The sequence below is a fragment of the Paenibacillus sp. PL2-23 genome, assembly GCF_040834005.1.
Taxonomy (GTDB): domain Bacteria; phylum Bacillota; class Bacilli; order Paenibacillales; family Paenibacillaceae; genus Pristimantibacillus.
Window position 1 is genome coordinate 4,309,180 of the sequence record NZ_CP162129.1, and the last position, 17,064, is coordinate 4,326,243.

A 17,064-nucleotide genomic window follows, 5' to 3' on the forward strand; every position below is an offset into this window, starting at 1 on the left:
GCAAATGAGAGGGGAGTTTATTAGTGACAGCCATATATAAAGTCGTGGTCGCCGGCTGCGGTGTCATGTCAAATCAATGGATTGATTATGCTATGGAGCGATCGGACACCGAGATTGTTGCACTCGTCGATATTAAAACGGAATTCGCCGAAGCTATGCGTGAGAAAAAAGGGTTGTCCTGCCCGGTCTTCACCGATGTTGAGCAAGCGATTACAAGCACCGGGGCCAACATCGTCTTCGATGTGACGATTCCATCCAGTCATTATCAGATCAGCCACACAGCGATGGCGAATGGCTGTCATGTGTTTGGTGAGAAGCCGCTTGCGGAATCCATGACGGAATGCAACAACATTATCCGAAACTCGGAGCTCACGGGCAAATCCCATGCCGTTATGCAAAATCGCCGCTTCGACCCGCGTATTCGCGCCCTTCGGGGGCTTATTGTCGACGGAACGATTGGCAAACCTGGCTTCGCAGGAGCAGACTTCTTCCTCGCTCCTCATTTCGGAGGGTTCCGCGATGCGATGGAAAGTCCGCTGTTAATCGATATGGCGATCCATACGTTCGATCAAGCTAGGCTGATTCTGGGCTCGAATCCGGTCTCCGTCTATTGCCAGGAATTTAATCCGCCGGGCTCCTGGTACAAAGGGAACGCCGCGGCCATCTGCATCTACGAGATGTCCGACGGCTCGATATTCAATTACCGCGGTTCTTGGTGTGCGGAAGGCGCGCCTACCACCTGGGAAGCGCAATGGAGAATTACAGGCGAGCATGGCACGGCCATTTGGGACGGCAAGAACGCCCCTTATGCAGAAATCGTGGCGCCTGGCGACCAGTCTGGCAAGTTCATGCGGGAATTCGTTCGCGTCGAGACAGACCTCAGCCTTTATGAAGGCGCGAGATCAGGCCATGTGGGATGCCTGGACGAGATGTTCCGCTCTCTCGAAGAGCAGCGCCCTGCGGAAACGGACTGCCGCGACAACCGCTTCAGCATGGCCATGGTGCTGGCCGCACTGGAGAGCGCGAGATTGAAGCAGAAGGTGGATATCGCTTCGTTTTTGAAATAGGGTGTAAGGGGAAGACCCTTGATGGATCAGAAGTACTGATTCATCAATATCGCCCAGGATACTCCCGTCTTCTATAAGCGGGGGAGGAATGGGCGTTCGGCGTTAGCCGGAATGATATTTGGTGTGTTCTTGTTCTCCCTACTATGCTAAAATTAGTATAGCGAGGAGGCGAACGTATGATCGTTACCGTGACGGCGAAAATCAAAATCAAACCGTCAGACAGTCAAATGATGGCCCTGCAACAAACGATGATCGCTTATCGTCAAGGCTGTAATTTTGTCTCTGCCCTTGTGTTTGAGACGAGCGAGCGCCGGCAGTCTGTCCTGCACCGAATGACGTATCGAACCCTGCGCAGCGCGATGGGCCTGCGTTCTCAAATGGCTCAGTCGGTATTGAAAACGGTACGGGCTAAATACAAGACCATCTTGAGCAGTGGGCATGCTTGGACTCTCGTACAATTTAAGAAGCCGGAATACGATCTCGTCTGGAGACGGGATTACTCGCTAAGCGCAAAGCTATTCTCCGTCAATACGCTGCAAGGCCGCATTAAGATCCCCTTCGAAGCCAAAGGAATGGAGACCTATTTCGACGGCACATGGACATTCGGTACAGCCAAGCTGGTATGCAAAAAACAGAAGTGGTTTTTGCATATTCCAGTGTCTAAGGAAATGGCCTCTCCTGAGCTTAAGGAGATTGAACACGTTGCAGGGATTGATCTGGGCATCAACTTTGTAGCTACGGTGTATGACACCGAGGGGAGAACGCTGTTTTTTCGGGGAAGGGGACTGAAACACAAACGAGCCAACTACCAACGATTGCGTTCCGAGCTGCAACGCAAACAAACGGCTTCGTCCCGCGGCAGGCTGAAGCAAATCGGAGAACGAGAAAACCGCTGGATGACCGATGTGAACCATCAGGTAAGTAAGGCACTCGTTACCCGATATGGGGCGAATACGCTGTTTGTGCTGGAGGATCTGACAGGGATCCGCCGCAGGGCGGAAAAGTCAAAGCTGAAGTATCGGTATGTGACGGTATCGTGGGCGTTCTATCAGCTGCGTCAGATGGTGACGTATAAGGCGAAGCTTGCAGGATCGATGGTGATAGCCGTGGATCCGAAGCACACTTCGCAAGCGTGTCCCCTATGCCGCCACACGGCCAAAGAAAACCGGGATAAACGCAGGCATCGCTTTCGTTGCCAGGCATGCGGATATGCAAGCAATGATGACCGGATCGGCGCCATGAATCTCTGTTTGAAGGGAAAAGAGTACCTTCTTGAAGGTGCAGGCTTAGCATGACTAGGCTTGCAGGGCAGCTGTCAATCTGCCCATTGGTAGGCGAAGGCTTACTCGAGGATGTAACACCACGTTCTTCGGAACGCCAAAAGATCGGAGTCGCAAGACGTTCGTACGATCGGGTCGTTACAAGCTCCCACTTCAAACGTTAGTTAAGTGGGGGTCATTGACCAAGGGTCTCAACATCTTCTAACTGATATAACCTGATTGCCTAAGCAGCTTTACATACTCATGTAACCTATCCTCATAGGCTTGACGATTCGGGAATGAGAAACCCCAATTATAGATGCCATTAAGTGAAAGAATGTTCTCTTCTAGCTCACCATCTTTAATAAAACAGCCTAAACCGATAGAGAAGTCATTATGTTTAAATATAATTTGTAATCGCTTCTCCTTATTCAAATACGACATACATCCACCTTTAAGCGAAAAGTCACTGGAAGTGCGGGAGAAGCCATCTTTGGCTAGAGTAGAATCGAGCTCAGCATATATTGGCTCTCGGGTAAACTCCTCATATTGTTCAGATTCAATATAATCAATTCCTGCCGAAAGAAAAGCATTTCGAATATATTCAAGCTGTTTAATAAATGTCTCTCTGTCATGGTAAAATAATATTTGGTGTTCTCCCTCTTTCAGATAAACGACTCGTTGAGGCTGGTATACGGATCGAACCGATGCTTCAATTCTATCATGATCTATGTCTACAAGTAGACCAACATGGAAACCATGTCGTTCAGTAAGAAAGGCGAAATCATTTGTGAAATAATGTCCGCTCGTTATACTGAAGCCCGCATTTGCTAGAGGTTTTCCGATAATTTGTGCGACTATAGCTTTATCACTTGACTTTGTATTTTTATTCCCAACAAATTGTATATCATACTGAGTTTTTTCTGCTTCAGACATATCTGTTAAATCAGCATAGGTAATCCAGGCCAGCAGCGTCAGCCCAAAAGCATTAAGAAATAGCTCAAATGGTTCGGAAGGATCCGTACAATCTGTCATATTCAATGCATCATCAATCATTTGGGCTTCCTCTGAATAAGCCTTTAATCGTTCTAGCTGTAATGTACGGTCGCTTTCGTCAATGATTTCGCCATCATTGGTCAGATATTTGACAACCTCGTGACCGTCTAAGTAGAGTGAATAAGCCCAACCATCGTCTTCACTAGCTCTTACAAATAACACGGGTACACCCAGAATTCGACTCAGTTCAGATGCGGCAAAAGGATATGCATTCTCATCCCTTAATGTAACTGCATTCCAACGAGTGTTTGCTTTAAATACGTATGCTTCTAGCATTAACTTCTTTATTTCCTTCGCTACCTTTTTTCCACTTTTTTCATTGATAGCCAGTGACGACGACAGACGACTCACTTATATGCCTCCTATATAATAAATAGCCTCTCGGTATTCGCCGAGGCAGATGGGACAAGGGTTTCCTCGTACCACCAAACTTACTCTCCTCCTACTTCGTAGGGGGATTTTTTCATATAATTCCTTTTTTCATTATGGGAAATATTCTAGGAATATTTGGTCATTTTCTTCGAAAAAGACTTGACAAATTCTCCATTTTTCCAAAATCGCGTTGTAAGGGTTTGTTTTTTAACCCATTAATCGCGATTGGAGGACTTCTCATGAAACCTATTTTTGTTCCGCATGCGGACTACCAAGGCTTTGTTCTTAAGCAACTTCGTACTCATGTTGGACCCGGTATCGTCATCATCAATAAGGACTGGCCGCTTCTTGCAAAACTATGGATGACTGATCTTTCCCCCATCACGACGTTTCTTCGAGACGCTTATTCTGATCGAGGCCCCGAACCTCGAGATCCAGCATCTATGTTTCGATCCTTTCTCTTGTTCCTCATGACCAACCCTGAAAAGGGATTAACCGAATGTGTGAATGTCTTGAAGCGGACACCTATCTATGCCATACTTTGCGGCTTCGACTTTGACGATCTTCCTGGCGTCGGGACCTTCTATGATTTCTTCAGGCGCCTCTGGCCTGCGGTAGACAAAAATCTGAAACCGATGAAGCAACCCAAACGCAAGAGTAAACCGAAGAAAGGGAAGAAAGGAGAGAAAGCACCTACGGCTACACCGGGTAGAGTGAAACGTCTCGTCACATGGATGATGCGTCATGCAGATAAGAGAACAGCCTTGCCTGCCGATCCCTTATTCGAATTCTTCCAGTCACAGATACTCAGCGTATCGGCGAATCTGGGATTGCTTGGTGATCTTTCAGCGCTCAGTGCTGCCGGTGATGGAACACCCATCGTCACCTCTGCCTATCCAAGAAGCAAATCCACTTGCGATTGTTATGCCAAAGGTATGATAGGTTGTAACCATCCTCGTATTTACTCCCAGCCCGATTGCGACTCGGGCTGGGACAGCGCCAGAGAGAAGTATTATAACGGATACCATCTCTACATGATGTCAGCAGCTGATAGTAAATACGACTTGCCTTTGTACCCTAGACTGCAGCCTGCTTCCCGGCATGACGCTGTCAGTCTAGTTATGAGTATGATGGAATGCAAGCAACGTTTCAACCTTGGCGTCATCGATAAGTTATTGCTTGATGCCGCTCATGATGCTGAGGCGATTTACATGCTTCTGGATCACCAAAACATCGAGCCATTCATCGATCTCAACAACCGTAGCAAGAAGAATACGGCGACGGAAAGCGACATTCAGATTGCTCCAACAGGTATTCCGATCTGTCCGAAAGGCAACGAAATGAAGCCAAACGGCTTTGACAAATCCCAGAATCGTCGCAAGTGGAGATGCTCTGTAGCCTGCGGGTGCTCCGATGCCAAATACGGGCGGACGTACCATACATACAGCAGCGATAATCTTCGCCTGTTCCCCAGAACCGCTCGTGGGTCGGAAAAGTGGAAGTTGATTTACAAACGCCGCACATCCATTGAGCGTTCCAACAAGCGGGAGAAGATCGATTACAAGCTCGAATCCGGTCGGCACCGCTCGACGATGATGTGGTACATACGCATCTACGCCATTATGATCTGTCAGCACATGGATGCCTGGTATGTGAGCCAGAAAGATGAATGGGACAAGCTGAAAGCTACCATTTGCCCTACAGTCGTTTAATTTTTTTAAAAATGCGATCCGCCTAAATTGGTGAGGTCTGTCTTTTTTTGAAAACTGGTTTTCATTATCCATATTTTCCAGAAACAAAACTCTTGTACTCCCGCTTTCTCCTTTTCAGCCAGGCTCTAATTCCGAGAGGCTATATAAAGAAACATAGTGTATATGAATACACTATGCTTCTTCGCTGCTGCGTAATCTATCCTTCTGCTAGTTATAAATTCTCCATCACAAGCAATAGTTCCTTGTTCTTCCATAAAAAATTATAGCAATTGCCGTGCGGTTAACCCCGGCACATTAATGCAGCCCGCGTACGTTTTGATCGTTAATCAATCGAGCTTTCTCCACGTCACTTAATTGCCGGGCTGCTCCCGCTGCTTTCAACTTGCCCTCTTCCACTGCCGGGTCCTGATCTCTGCCGGCCAGTGCCTGTGTCAGACGATTGCGCCAGCGGAGGGCAAGCTCCGTGTCAGTCTTCGCTCTGTTGCTCAGCTCGTCTGGATCCTCCGCTATATGAAACAACAGCTCCTCGCCATCCTCCTCGAACCAGATATACTTCCATAGCCCATCTGATATCATGAATGAACGTTGGCCTGCTATGCCGAATTCACCCAGAACATGTTCCCGGACACGGCCGGACGGATTCTTAACCAGCTGGTTCAGGCTGCGGCCATCCAGGCCTTCCGGGATCGGTACGCCGGCGATGCTCAGACAGGTAGGAAGAATGTCCTGCAAGCCCACCGGCGAATGATTCAGTCCAGGCAGCCAGTCTTCGCCCATCACCTTCCCAACATCTCCGCGGATCGGCGGGGTAATGATGAATGGAATCGTACAGGCGCCTTTTGTAAAGTTGGACTTGAACCACAGCCGATGATCCCCCATGTTGTCCCCGTGGTCGGAGGTGAAGATGAACCAGGTGTTGTCCAGCATCCCCTCTTCCCGCAACGTTCCGATGATCCGGTTCATCGCCCTATCGACATGTGTGATCATGGCATAGAAGGCGAGGCGGGCCAGCTCCGTCTGTCTCGGGGTCATGATATCGCCGCCGTATTGCGCCACATTCCTCTGGTGGTACAAGGAATGATCCTCCGCCCAATCCCCCATGACCGGTTTGGGGATCTCATCCCGTTCGTACAGGTACAGATCCTGCATCAACGGCGTGAGCGGAGGATGCGGCGCCGTAAAGGACGTCCAAAGAAACAGCGGCCGTGTCCAATCACGACGCTTGATCGCTTTGCACGATTCATGTGCCACCCACTCTGTGGGGTGCAGATGATCCGGCAGATGCCATGGTGCGATCGAACCATATTCATTGCTGGCGACGCCATGCGCAAACGCTTGTCCGGGATAGCCTTGCTCTGCCAGCCATTGCTCATAGTCGTCATAGCCGCGTATACGGCCCGAGCCTGCGCCGAACGGCCTTCCCTCCTCACACAGGAGCATGCTGTCAAAGCCATAATGACAACGTTCAGGGTAGAGGTGCATTTTACCGACCGCCCGTGTCTCGTACCCCGTATCCCGGAGCAACTGCGGCAGCGTCTGTGTCGTCGGCAATTCAAAGCCTTCACGGTAACTCGTGATTCCCAATGAATGCCCTTCCAGGCCGGTCATGATAGTGGCGCGTGCAGGAATGCACACCGGTGTTGTGGAATACGCCTGCGTAAATCGCACCCCGCGCCGCGCCAGAAAATCCATATGCGGGGTGCGAATGACAGGGTGTCCCGCGCACCCCAGCAGATCTCCACGCATCTGATCCGTTGTAATCAGTACAATATGAGGTTGATTCATGCTGCTTCACTCCCAGTTAAGGCGCTATAATTTCCCATTTCAAACTTTCCCAACTGCTATTCCAAGGTCTGACGATGACATTCGGATCACTGGCCGTGCTCCGCAATACGTATTCATTCGCATCATTGGGCTTGGGGATGATCTTATAATACGTCTTCCCGCCAGACGTCTCCACCGGGAGGATCTCAAACTTCTGGCTCTCCCAGGCGTTCCATGTCTTCTGGATGACATTCTCCATATCTCCTGTCCCCGCGACCCGAAGAGCCTGATTGGAAGCGCTCTGTGGAGTCAGCCTGTAATAGGTTTTGCCGCCGCTTTGTTCCGCTACGCTGATCTCCCACTTCTGTGAGCTGGCTCCTGTATACGCGCTGGTATTTACATTCGCGTCATCTGCAGTCCCGGTCGAATTCAACGCATATCCGCTGTTTTTATTGATGATTTGTTTGATCCCGGCAATGGTAGAGCTGATCGGGATCTGAATGCTGACCACGCTCGCTCGCGGGATCGTCACATCAAATGAGCTGGAAGCCGCTACTGTACTTGTACTGATGGAGACCGCATTCGGATTTTGAGGTGTGTTGGCGGTCAGATATCCTCCACTTCCACTCAGTACTCTGACCGTCGCATTGCCGGTAGGCGTTGCATTCTGCATTTGAATCGTGACCGGTACATCCGTTGTCCTGTCACTGTTGGTAAGCATGACGTAGGCATAATGATCGTCTTTGCTTGCCGCTGCCTGGATATACGTCAAGTTGGACCCGTTATAGATCGTTCTTGTCGGATTGCCGCTTACCGTGGAAGCGATCCTGTTCGGCCCGAAATAATTCGTGAACATCTGATACACTTTGGCCGATGCCGATTCGACAAAATCGGGATACTCGCCTATGATCGGATTGCCGCCAGGACCAACCAGATTATGCTTGGTGGCGGTTTCAAGTCCAATCTCACCCCAGTACATCAGACTTCTTGCGACGAAGACAGCACCGCCCATATTCTGCTGCGTATACGTAACTCCACCCAATGTGCGCAGATTAAAGATCCCATATTCCGAGACAAAAACATTCATTCGAGCCTGTCTTGCCGGATCGCCGGTAAACTTGCCACGCACATTGTTAATTTTGTTGTTCACTTCATTTCTGTTCGCATACGGCTGAGTCATATAAAAATCGTGAAGCTCTTCTACGGTTGCAGCTCCGCTGGCATTGCCATGCGTATAGGGATGCATGACCACACCATCATAATTGGTCGAAGTGCCGATGAGATTGATCGCCGTATTGGAGTACAAACAACTGTAGATTTGGATCGAAGGATCAACAGCCTTCATGGCAGCCACATACTGTTTGAAGCCATCTCGGGTAGAGGTATAGGTGACGGTGATCATTTGTCCGCTCGGAGGGATTTTCCCTTTTACCCCATCGCCGAAGGTGATCTTGCCTGTCTGGTAATCTATAGTATAATGCGCACTATTGGTACCGCTTCCATTAAAGTTGGCCACTTTGGTCCATGTTCCGCCGTTCACCTTTACCGTTTCAGTGCCGGCGTTTACAGGGGCGTATTTCGCGTATTTTTCCTGATTGGCCGAGCCATTACTTTCCGCAGCCGAATCTCTCCAATCGTCATAGAGGGCGGCCGTTTGGTCCGTGAATTTCACGGTGTCGCCGTTGACATACTTGTCTTCATAGCTCGTTTTACCTGTTTGCGATTGACCGTCAAGCCAATATTTTTGGTTGCTCAAATACATCTCGTTGCCGATTTCAAATACTTTAATGTTATATGGCAACGGGTGTCCGTTCGCAGCGCGTACTGCCGCCCAATCCGTACCGCCATTGGGATTGCTGCCGTTATTGGGTGCATTCAAATATTCGACCAGGTCGGCAGCATCGGCGGCGTTTCCGATGCCCATGCCGTACATGAAGGTCATCTTGCCGTCGTTATGCGTTTCTGCGAATCGGGCTGCCTCGTCTACACCAAAGTTCGTCGGAACGGGTGCTTGGTCTGCGCCGCCGCTTACGTTATTCGCACGGTTGCTGCCGATTGCCCTTTTCCACCAAAAGAGGTTGGCTACTGTACCGCCGGGATATCGAAACGCCGTCAAACCAGCGTTATTGTAAGCCGATTCAAATGCCGGATACGCCGTATGGTTGGCCACATCCCACATGCCTTGGCCATGGTCGTCGAATCTCTGATTGGAGCCGTAAATATCTCTGCTGATGCCGCCGGTGACCTGGGATGGATCAACAGTAATTACGGTGCTTTGCTCTGCGTTCACTTCGGAAGCGTCGTCTACCATGGTAAAAGCTGCGGTCATGCACAGCGTAAGCAGCAAGGCGATCATTTTTTTGGGTGTAACCCTCATAATGGACATTGAACATTCCTCCCTTTCGCGAATGTAATACCAAGCGGCCCCCTTATGCATGTATTTCAAATGTGTCTACACGGCGCTGGCCCGACTGGATCGCAGGGGCATCCCGGACGACAGGTACGGCCTCACCCGCTTCCTCCATCCTTCGCAGCAATCGCGCCTTCAGATGGTCTGCCGTCTTGCGATGGCTTACCATGCCGATGAGGTTGGTCAGCTCATAGGGATCGGAGAGAAGATCGTACAGGCAATACTCCTCGTACTCGTCCGAGCCCATATCTGCCCAGCCGTCCTTATGCGGGGCATGAACACTGTACTTCCATCGCTTGGTTCGGACGGCTCTCTCCACCTGGACTTCACTGATCTGGATGAATACTTCCTCCTGCCAGCCGGACGCCTGTCCTCGAATACAAGGCATCAACGATTGCCCTTGCATCGCATCCGGGACCTCGATCCCGCACGCATCCAATAAGGTGGGCGGCAAGTCGATCAGACTGACCAGATTCTCCATATGCCCGCCCCGCCAAAACCCGGGGCCTTGCACGGCAGTCGGTACACGGATGGAGCTGTCATGGCAAGAGCGTTTGTATTCGCCATTGCGCGTCTTGAAGTGATTGCCGTGATCGGATGTGAACAAGACGATCGTGTCTTGCTCCAGATCCATACTGATCAGAGCGTCCAGTATCCGGCCAAGCGCTTCATCCAGACGCTTCACCATGCCGTAATAACCTGCGAGGTGTTGGTATACACTGCCCCCCAAGGCTTGCAGATCCGGCGGCGTCCACCCTCCCCGATAGCGTTCTTCGTATCCTATAGGAGCCGGATAGTCGTCACGATGGTTCTGATGATGGGGCTCCAGATAGGAGACGAACAGGAAGAACGGTTGATCCTTATGGTCATGAATATAACGGATGGATGCATCGGTCATGGCGTCTACCCGATAACCTGGCAAGAACACCTCCTGATCGTCGTTGTCATACAGGATGGTGTTGTAGGCGTCAGATACGCTCTCCAGACAATTTGCACCCAGCCACGCCTCATAGCTGCCTCTGCGCTGCGCCGATACCGGTTCTTGGCCTGCCAAATGCCATTTGCCAATATATCCGGTATGGTACCCCGCTTTCTTGTAGTAGTGAGCTAAGGTAGGCGTGTCCTCCGGCAGCGCAATCCCGTTGCGATAACAGCCGGTCGTGGTGGCATACATGCCGGATTGCAGGCAGGAACGAGCCGGACCGCAGACGGGCTGGCAGCTAAAGGATTGTGCTAGAAATGTCCCGCGCGCCGCCATTCGGTCGAATACCGGGGTCAACCCCATCGGGTTGCCGTGGGCGCCAGTCGTGTCCCAGCGTTGTTGATCCGTGAAGAAGACGATAACATTGGGCTGCTTCATGGTTAACCTCCAAAATTTCCGACGAGAGCACCGGTTATTGCTGCGTGGCGCTCTCGTCGAAGTAGTTTAAACTATTGATTTTTATAAATGGTCGTCAGCTCTTCCAATATTTGTTCGATGCCCTCTTTCTTCACGTTCTTCACCAGCTCATCGTACGAATCGATCGGCGATTGACCCAAGATGATTTTGGTGATGGCTTCTCTCGACATTTTGTCGATATCGGCCATTTTCTTCGCTGCCAGCTCGCTGTTCGCGATCAGCTTTTCTGTATCCACATACATGCCATAGCCTTCGACTGCTTCGAGTGCGCCTTCCAGCACAGGTACCGGTACCGGCAGCTCATGCTCAAATACGCTGGTCAAGAGCAATCCGGGATTGTAGAGCTTCGACAGTTGATCATCCAGGAATACCAGTTCTCCGTTCTCTACCTTGTAGGTTACGCCTTCTTGGCCAAGGCTGGTCAGTCTTTGACCTTCTTCGCTGGCAAAGAAGCCTAGTACTTGTGCGGCGCGTTCTTTATCTTTGGTAGTGTTGCTTACATAATAGTCCAGTTTATATCCCATTTTGGCTCTGTAGTTGTTGTACTTCTCCCCCTGCACCGAAGGCAATACGGCAATATTGGCTTCCGGGAATTGCGCCGTAATCTTCGTATGGCGCGGCAGGATGAATTGCGGCTGGAATGAGAACACACCTGTTTTCCCTGTAATGAACTTATCCTCTACCGAAGCAGGCTTATCGAGCACCCATTCCGGATCCAGCACTTTCTCCGCATTTGCTTTGCTGAACCAGGCCAGCGCTTTCTTCATGCCCTCTATATCAAGCAGAGAGGATTTCACGGTGCCTTGCTCTTCATCTACATACAGCCCCAGCTTGGCTGGTTTGTTCTGCACGAACATCATCCAGAACGGGTCAGAGTTGTTGAAATCTTGATTCATCGTAAATCCGAATGTATTGTTCTTGTCGTCGCCGTCCGGGTCGTTCTGGGCAAATGCTTTCAACATCTCAAAGAGCTCATCCGGTGTGCTAGGTGTGCTCAAACCAAGCTTCTCCACCCAATCGGTACGATAATACAGCGTCAGCGGGGTGATGCCCGCTTTAGGCAAGGTGTAGATCTTGCCGTTCATCGTCGAATCGATGAACATCCCCGGGTCCAGTTGGCTGAACTCCGGATCATTCTGGACGTAATCATCCAGAGGCACGACGGCTCCATTCTGGATCGCCTGCGTCAGAAACTTCAGATCATTTGTAAAAAATATATCTGGCGCGTTACCGCCCGCAATCGCTACATTCAGCTTTTCCTGATACGTATTGCGGTCTGCGAATTCGAAGTTCAGGTTGACGTTAAACTCTTCCTTGACCCTTTGCGCGATCAAGTCAAAATTTTGTTTTACATATTGATCGGTTGTACCAAACACCATAAATCTCATATCAATCAATTCTTTGGTCTGCGCACCTGCTTCCGTTGTTGTATTCGTTGCCGATGGTGCGTTGGTTTCCTTTGTTCCTGTGTTTCCGCCAGTTCCACCGCTGCAAGCAACCGTGATCATCAGCATAGCGACGATGAGAAGTGATACAAATCCATTGCGTTTCATTTTTGACCTCTCCCTTTCATTTTGAACTTTTCTATTATATTCGCACGGCTCTTATTCTCAGGGTGCGATTATAACCTGTACTAACCTTTAACAGCGCCCAACAGTATGCCTTTTGTGAAGTGTTTCTGCAGGAAAGGATATACCAATAAGATTGGTACAATCGCATACACCGCTGTAGCCATCCTCATGTTTTTGCCCAGTTGAACCATATCCATCCCGCCGCCGTCCGCTCCTTGAATCAATAGCTCTCGCAGCAGGACTTGGAGCGTTTTCTTATTCTCGCTGGACAAGTACATAACCGAGTTAAAATAGTCATTCCAGTACTCGACGGCATAGAACAATACGATCGTCGCCACAATCGGAGCCGAGACGGGAAGGATGATTCGGAAGAAGATGCCAACATCGGAACAACCGTCGATCTTCGCGGACTCGGTCATTTCCTTTGGCAAATTCTCGAAGTATACCTTCATCAGGATTAGATTAAATGCGGCGACGACATGCGGGAATATGACGGACCACAGGCTGTCCAGCAGATTCAGGTTTTTCATTAATAGATACTGCGGCATGATCCCGGTCTTCAACACCATCGTCATCAGCACCAGAAAGGTCATCATTCTCATGAGCGGAACCTCGCGTTGGGCCAGGCCGTATGCCATAGCTGCAGTGACTACCACCGCCAGCGCGGAACCGATAATCGTAATAAACGATGAGTTCAGGAACGCTTGCTGGATGCTCCCGTGGTTCCATACTGCTGCATAGGCATCTAGTGTGAACTCCCGGGGAAACAAATGAATCACGCCGGTTTCAGAAGCGATATGCTCCGGTTCCAGAGAGAGGGTAACAACGTTCATGAACGGAAGGATCGTGATGGCAGATAATAAGATAAAGAATGAGATAATTAACGCATCCACGTACCGACTATCATACTTGTGCATGTTCCGGCCTCCTATAATACTGATGTACCGCGGACGTATTTCACAAGCCGATTGACCGCAAGCACAAGAATTAACGAGACGATACCATTAAATAATCCTGCCGCAGTCGCGAAGGAAAGCTCGCCCCGGTTAATCCCGATTTGATAGACATACGTTCCCAGCGTCTCCGATACATTCGATACGGAGGGATTGTACATAACAAACACTTGTTCAAAGATACGAAGAATCTTGCTGACCTTGAGCAGCAATACGACTAATATGGTAGGAATCAGAGAAGGCAGTGTAATATAGATCATACGTTGCAGCCGGTTCGCTCCATCCACTCTCGCCGCTTCATATTGGTCTGTGCTAATCCCGACAATAGCAGCAAGATAGATGATACTTTCCCACCCGGCGTTTTTCCAGATCTCGGAGACGACCAATACCCATCGGAACCACCTGGAGTCTGCCATAAAATAGATCGGATCCATACCAAATACCTGCAACAGCAAATTGACTACGCCGCCGTTTGGCGACAGCATCGTTACGAACAACCCGCCGATAATGACCCACGACAAGAAATGCGGAAGATAGATCAGTGTCTGTACCGTTCTTGCGAATAACCGATGTCTTAATTCATTTAACAAGATCGCGATGGCTATGGGAACCCAGAAGCCAAAGCCAATCTGCATCAGGCTGATAATAAAGGTGTTCTTAAGCGCCTGCAGGAAGTAGGCCGTTTGAAACAGTTCAATGAAATTTTGAAACCCGACCCAAGGGCTATTGTCCAACCCCCCAAACACGTTGAATTCCCGAAACGCGACTTGAATGTAATAGAACGGAATGTAGTCGAAAAGCAAAACTTGCAAGGTGCCGGGAAGGATCAGGAGATAAAGAAATTTGTTCATTTTAATTAAGGCCAACCACTTGCTCAACCTTTGTCGGAACCCTGGAGCCGAGTTTGCCTTCCTTTCCAAATTTGCCGGGTCTGTTGTCGAATGCATGGTTACGCTCCTTTGTGCTGTGTTGTGTTACGCGTTCTATATGCCTGACTATACCCACACATTTAAGCGCTTTCAACGCTCCTTTTTTAACAATGTATCGCATTTATTGCTGATCACACGGTGTTTATCGGGAGATTCGATACAGAAAAGACGCCTTCCGATAAAGGAAAGCGTCTCCTGGTCTTCTGCGATGGAACTATTCCATGGTCATCATCTGTCGGTAATCCATGGGGGTGACCATTTCATATTTCTTGAACATTCTGGAGAATTGCTTGTAGTTGTTGTACCCGACCTGCAACGCCACTTGCTCGATCGGCAGCGTTGTACTCGACAGCAGTTGCTTCGCCTGCTCCAGCTTGTACTCTGTCAGGTATTCCTTGAAGTTCTTGCCCAGCTCTTCCTTGAAGAGCTTGCTCAAGTAAGGGTACGACACGGACAACCGATCGGCGATCTCCGTCAAGCTCAGATCCTTCTGGTATTCGTTGCGGATCATATCGAGCGTCTGCTCAATGTAACTATTCATCACTGCAGGACTCTCATTTTCGTGCGCGATTTCCTCCAGCATGTGCGCGATCGAATCCGTCGCTTCGTCAATATCTCGGTATTCACTCTCCAAATGGAGAAATGCCCGGTTGAGCGGGTCGACCCACTTCGTTTTGGCTTGATTGGATTCATTTAAGTATTGGACAACAATCTGAATAATCTGCCGATAGAAGAAGGTGAACTCGATCTTGGAATGCAGATTATTTTTTAACATGGATTGTAACTCGCGCAGTATTTTTGCCGCCTGATCATACTTCTTCGCGTACAGACTCGCCTTGATGACCTGCGGATAATCGTGGCTCAGCTGTGCCTCCTGCTTGGCCCGGATCAGATCGCGTCCCATAATGACCGAGTTGGCGCCAAGGATGAACTTGTACTTCATAGCCCACTCCGCATCGTTATAGGACTGGTGTAGCCGATCAAGACCCGCGCAGGGCAGACCTGCTGAGATACAGATCTCCGTGCCGATCAGTTCTCTGACCGATACCAGAAACTCTGAGCAGCTATTTTTCAATTGCGCGAGCCATTCATCGGTGTCCTGCTCCTGGGGCATGATGCCGATCCCGATCAGCTTATCCGATTGTTCATAGAAGGCATCGAACGTCATCATCAGCTTCATCCGATCCATAAATAACGTGCGCAAGCTGCTCCTCATGGAATCGCCGGCATGCGTCTCGTCCTCCCAATCCATCACGGAACGGGCGCCAACTTGAAGGAGAATGACGATATATTGCCCTTGCAGGGGCAATTCGTAGGTTGCCGCCTGAGCACGGAGTTCCCCCGGTTCAAAGTGCTCGCCGGCAGCCAACCGGAATAAGAAATAGTGCTTCAACTTCGGTATACTGCGTTCCAATTGATGGGACATCTCGGTAATCTTGCGATTGATAATGCCAATCTCATCCGTACGTAGGAATAAATGCCTCTGCTGGCGCTCATTCAAGGCTTCACCCGACAGCATGCTCTTCAGACTGCGAATCGGATTATACAATCCTCTTGCCATCGACAGAGCCAGCACGACGGATACCGTAGTTAAGATGATGATCGCTATCATCATATTGCGGTAGATTGCCCCGGATTTGTGCTCCAGTTCGTCCGTCGGAACGGCCGCTACATATTTCCACCCATTGAGTCGTGAGCCGGTGAATGATACGATCCAGCTCTCGCCAGGCCAATCCTCTTTGACGATCGTTACGCCCTCCTGCTCGGATGAGAACAGCTCTCCCATCAGGGCTTCATTGCGAATCAGGATAGAGGGCGTTTGGCGATTCATAATCACTTCACCTGCCGAATTAACCATGAAGACAGAGCCCGAACGACGAATATACAGATCCTGTATTAAGGTTGTGAACTCATCGCTGGATAATTGAACGACAAAATATCCGGCCAGGCTTTGGGAGGAATTGAAAATGGCTTTAATAAATTGTAAAGGCGGGTGCGGCTCTTCAAATACGCCTTGCTTGCCCGGCTCAAGCCACAGCCCCTCCGGGTGCTGCTCCAGCTCTTGATAGAACTGCTCATGCCCTTCGAGCAGCGTCTCCTGATTAAACCCGTTCGAGGAGACGAGCATCTGATTCTCCAGACTATACATGTGAATACCAGAGATGTAAGGCGAGCCCTCCATGATCGACTCGAGCATGTTCATCAGGGTGTCGATCTTCTGTACTTCATCATAATCGTCAAGGTCATAGGAATTGGCGACAAAGTGTTGAAGCTGCTGGTTGCGATACAGTTGGTATGTAATGTTCTCCGTATGCCCCATGATCGTGTCTACTGCTTCTCTTGTCTGCCGCAGCACATCGAGGTTAGACTGCCCCACCTCATCCTCCAGGTTTTGTTTGGATATATTATAATTCAGCACTGTTGCGACGACCGTCGGAATAACCATAACGAGAAGAAGAGAAAGAAACAGCTTGACGAAGAGCCCCCACTTCTTGCGAAAGAAATATCCGTATTTCAAAAATGCGCCCCCTCATACCTTTGTCTCTATAAGAGTTTTTATTTGATCTAACAA

11 protein-coding genes are annotated in these 17,064 nt (G+C 49.7%); 3 read left to right on the forward strand and 8 right to left on the reverse strand.

Features of this window, described 5'->3' with window-relative positions; translation table 11 throughout:
* The first annotated feature begins 23 nt into the window (after nt 1-23).
* Both AB1S56_RS19015 and AB1S56_RS19020 read left to right on the forward strand, forming a co-directional pair.
* Nucleotides 24-1,067 (forward strand): Gfo/Idh/MocA family oxidoreductase, encoded by a 1,044-nt coding sequence (locus AB1S56_RS19015; RefSeq protein ID WP_340871187.1) that lies wholly within the window; start codon nt 24-26, stop codon nt 1,065-1,067.
* Between the two features lie 176 nt (nt 1,068-1,243).
* On the forward strand, nt 1,244-2,362 hold the full coding sequence (locus tag AB1S56_RS19020) for an RNA-guided endonuclease InsQ/TnpB family protein (RefSeq protein ID WP_367903375.1): 1,119 nt from the start codon (nt 1,244-1,246) through the stop codon (nt 2,360-2,362).
* 186 nt (nt 2,363-2,548) lie between these two features.
* Here AB1S56_RS19020 and AB1S56_RS19025 read toward each other — a convergent pair whose 3' ends face one another.
* Nucleotides 2,549-3,733: a hypothetical protein gene (locus AB1S56_RS19025; RefSeq protein WP_340873820.1), complete on the reverse strand. Its 1,185-nt coding sequence runs from the start codon at nt 3,731-3,733 to the stop codon at nt 2,549-2,551.
* A gap of 260 nt (nt 3,734-3,993) precedes the next feature.
* Here AB1S56_RS19025 and AB1S56_RS19030 point away from each other — a divergent pair, with 260 nt between their 5' ends.
* Nucleotides 3,994-5,466: a transposase gene (locus AB1S56_RS19030; RefSeq protein WP_367903376.1), complete on the forward strand. Its 1,473-nt coding sequence runs from the start codon at nt 3,994-3,996 to the stop codon at nt 5,464-5,466.
* A 294-nt stretch (nt 5,467-5,760) separates the two neighbouring features.
* Here the strand turns inward: AB1S56_RS19030 and AB1S56_RS19035 are convergent, their stop codons facing one another.
* The 7 genes from AB1S56_RS19035 to AB1S56_RS19065 form a co-directional block, all read right to left on the reverse strand.
* Nucleotides 5,761-7,251, reverse strand: a complete 1,491-nt coding sequence (locus AB1S56_RS19035; RefSeq protein ID WP_340873051.1) for a sulfatase-like hydrolase/transferase — start codon at nt 7,249-7,251, stop codon at nt 5,761-5,763.
* A gap of 16 nt (nt 7,252-7,267) precedes the next feature.
* Nucleotides 7,268-9,616, reverse strand: coding sequence for an RICIN domain-containing protein (locus tag AB1S56_RS19040; protein ID WP_340873053.1), 2,349 nt, complete (start codon nt 9,614-9,616; stop codon nt 7,268-7,270).
* Nucleotides 9,617-9,659: 43 nt separating this feature from the next.
* Nucleotides 9,660-11,000: a sulfatase-like hydrolase/transferase gene (locus tag AB1S56_RS19045; RefSeq protein ID WP_340873054.1), complete on the reverse strand. Its 1,341-nt coding sequence runs from the start codon at nt 10,998-11,000 to the stop codon at nt 9,660-9,662.
* 71 nt (nt 11,001-11,071) lie between these two features.
* Nucleotides 11,072-12,592: an extracellular solute-binding protein gene (locus tag AB1S56_RS19050; protein ID WP_340873056.1), complete on the reverse strand. Its 1,521-nt coding sequence runs from the start codon at nt 12,590-12,592 to the stop codon at nt 11,072-11,074.
* A gap of 80 nt (nt 12,593-12,672) precedes the next feature.
* The gene (locus AB1S56_RS19055; RefSeq protein WP_340873058.1) at nt 12,673-13,527 is read right to left on the reverse strand and encodes a carbohydrate ABC transporter permease; all 855 of its coding nucleotides are present in this window, start codon (nt 13,525-13,527) and stop codon (nt 12,673-12,675) included.
* 11 nt (nt 13,528-13,538) lie between these two features.
* Entirely contained in the window at nt 13,539-14,441 is a 903-nt protein-coding gene (locus AB1S56_RS19060; protein WP_340873059.1) for an ABC transporter permease subunit, read from the reverse strand.
* Between the two features lie 265 nt (nt 14,442-14,706).
* On the reverse strand, nt 14,707-17,010 hold the full coding sequence (locus tag AB1S56_RS19065) for a helix-turn-helix domain-containing protein (protein WP_340873060.1): 2,304 nt from the start codon (nt 17,008-17,010) through the stop codon (nt 14,707-14,709).
* Between the last annotated feature and the right edge of the window lie 54 nt (nt 17,011-17,064).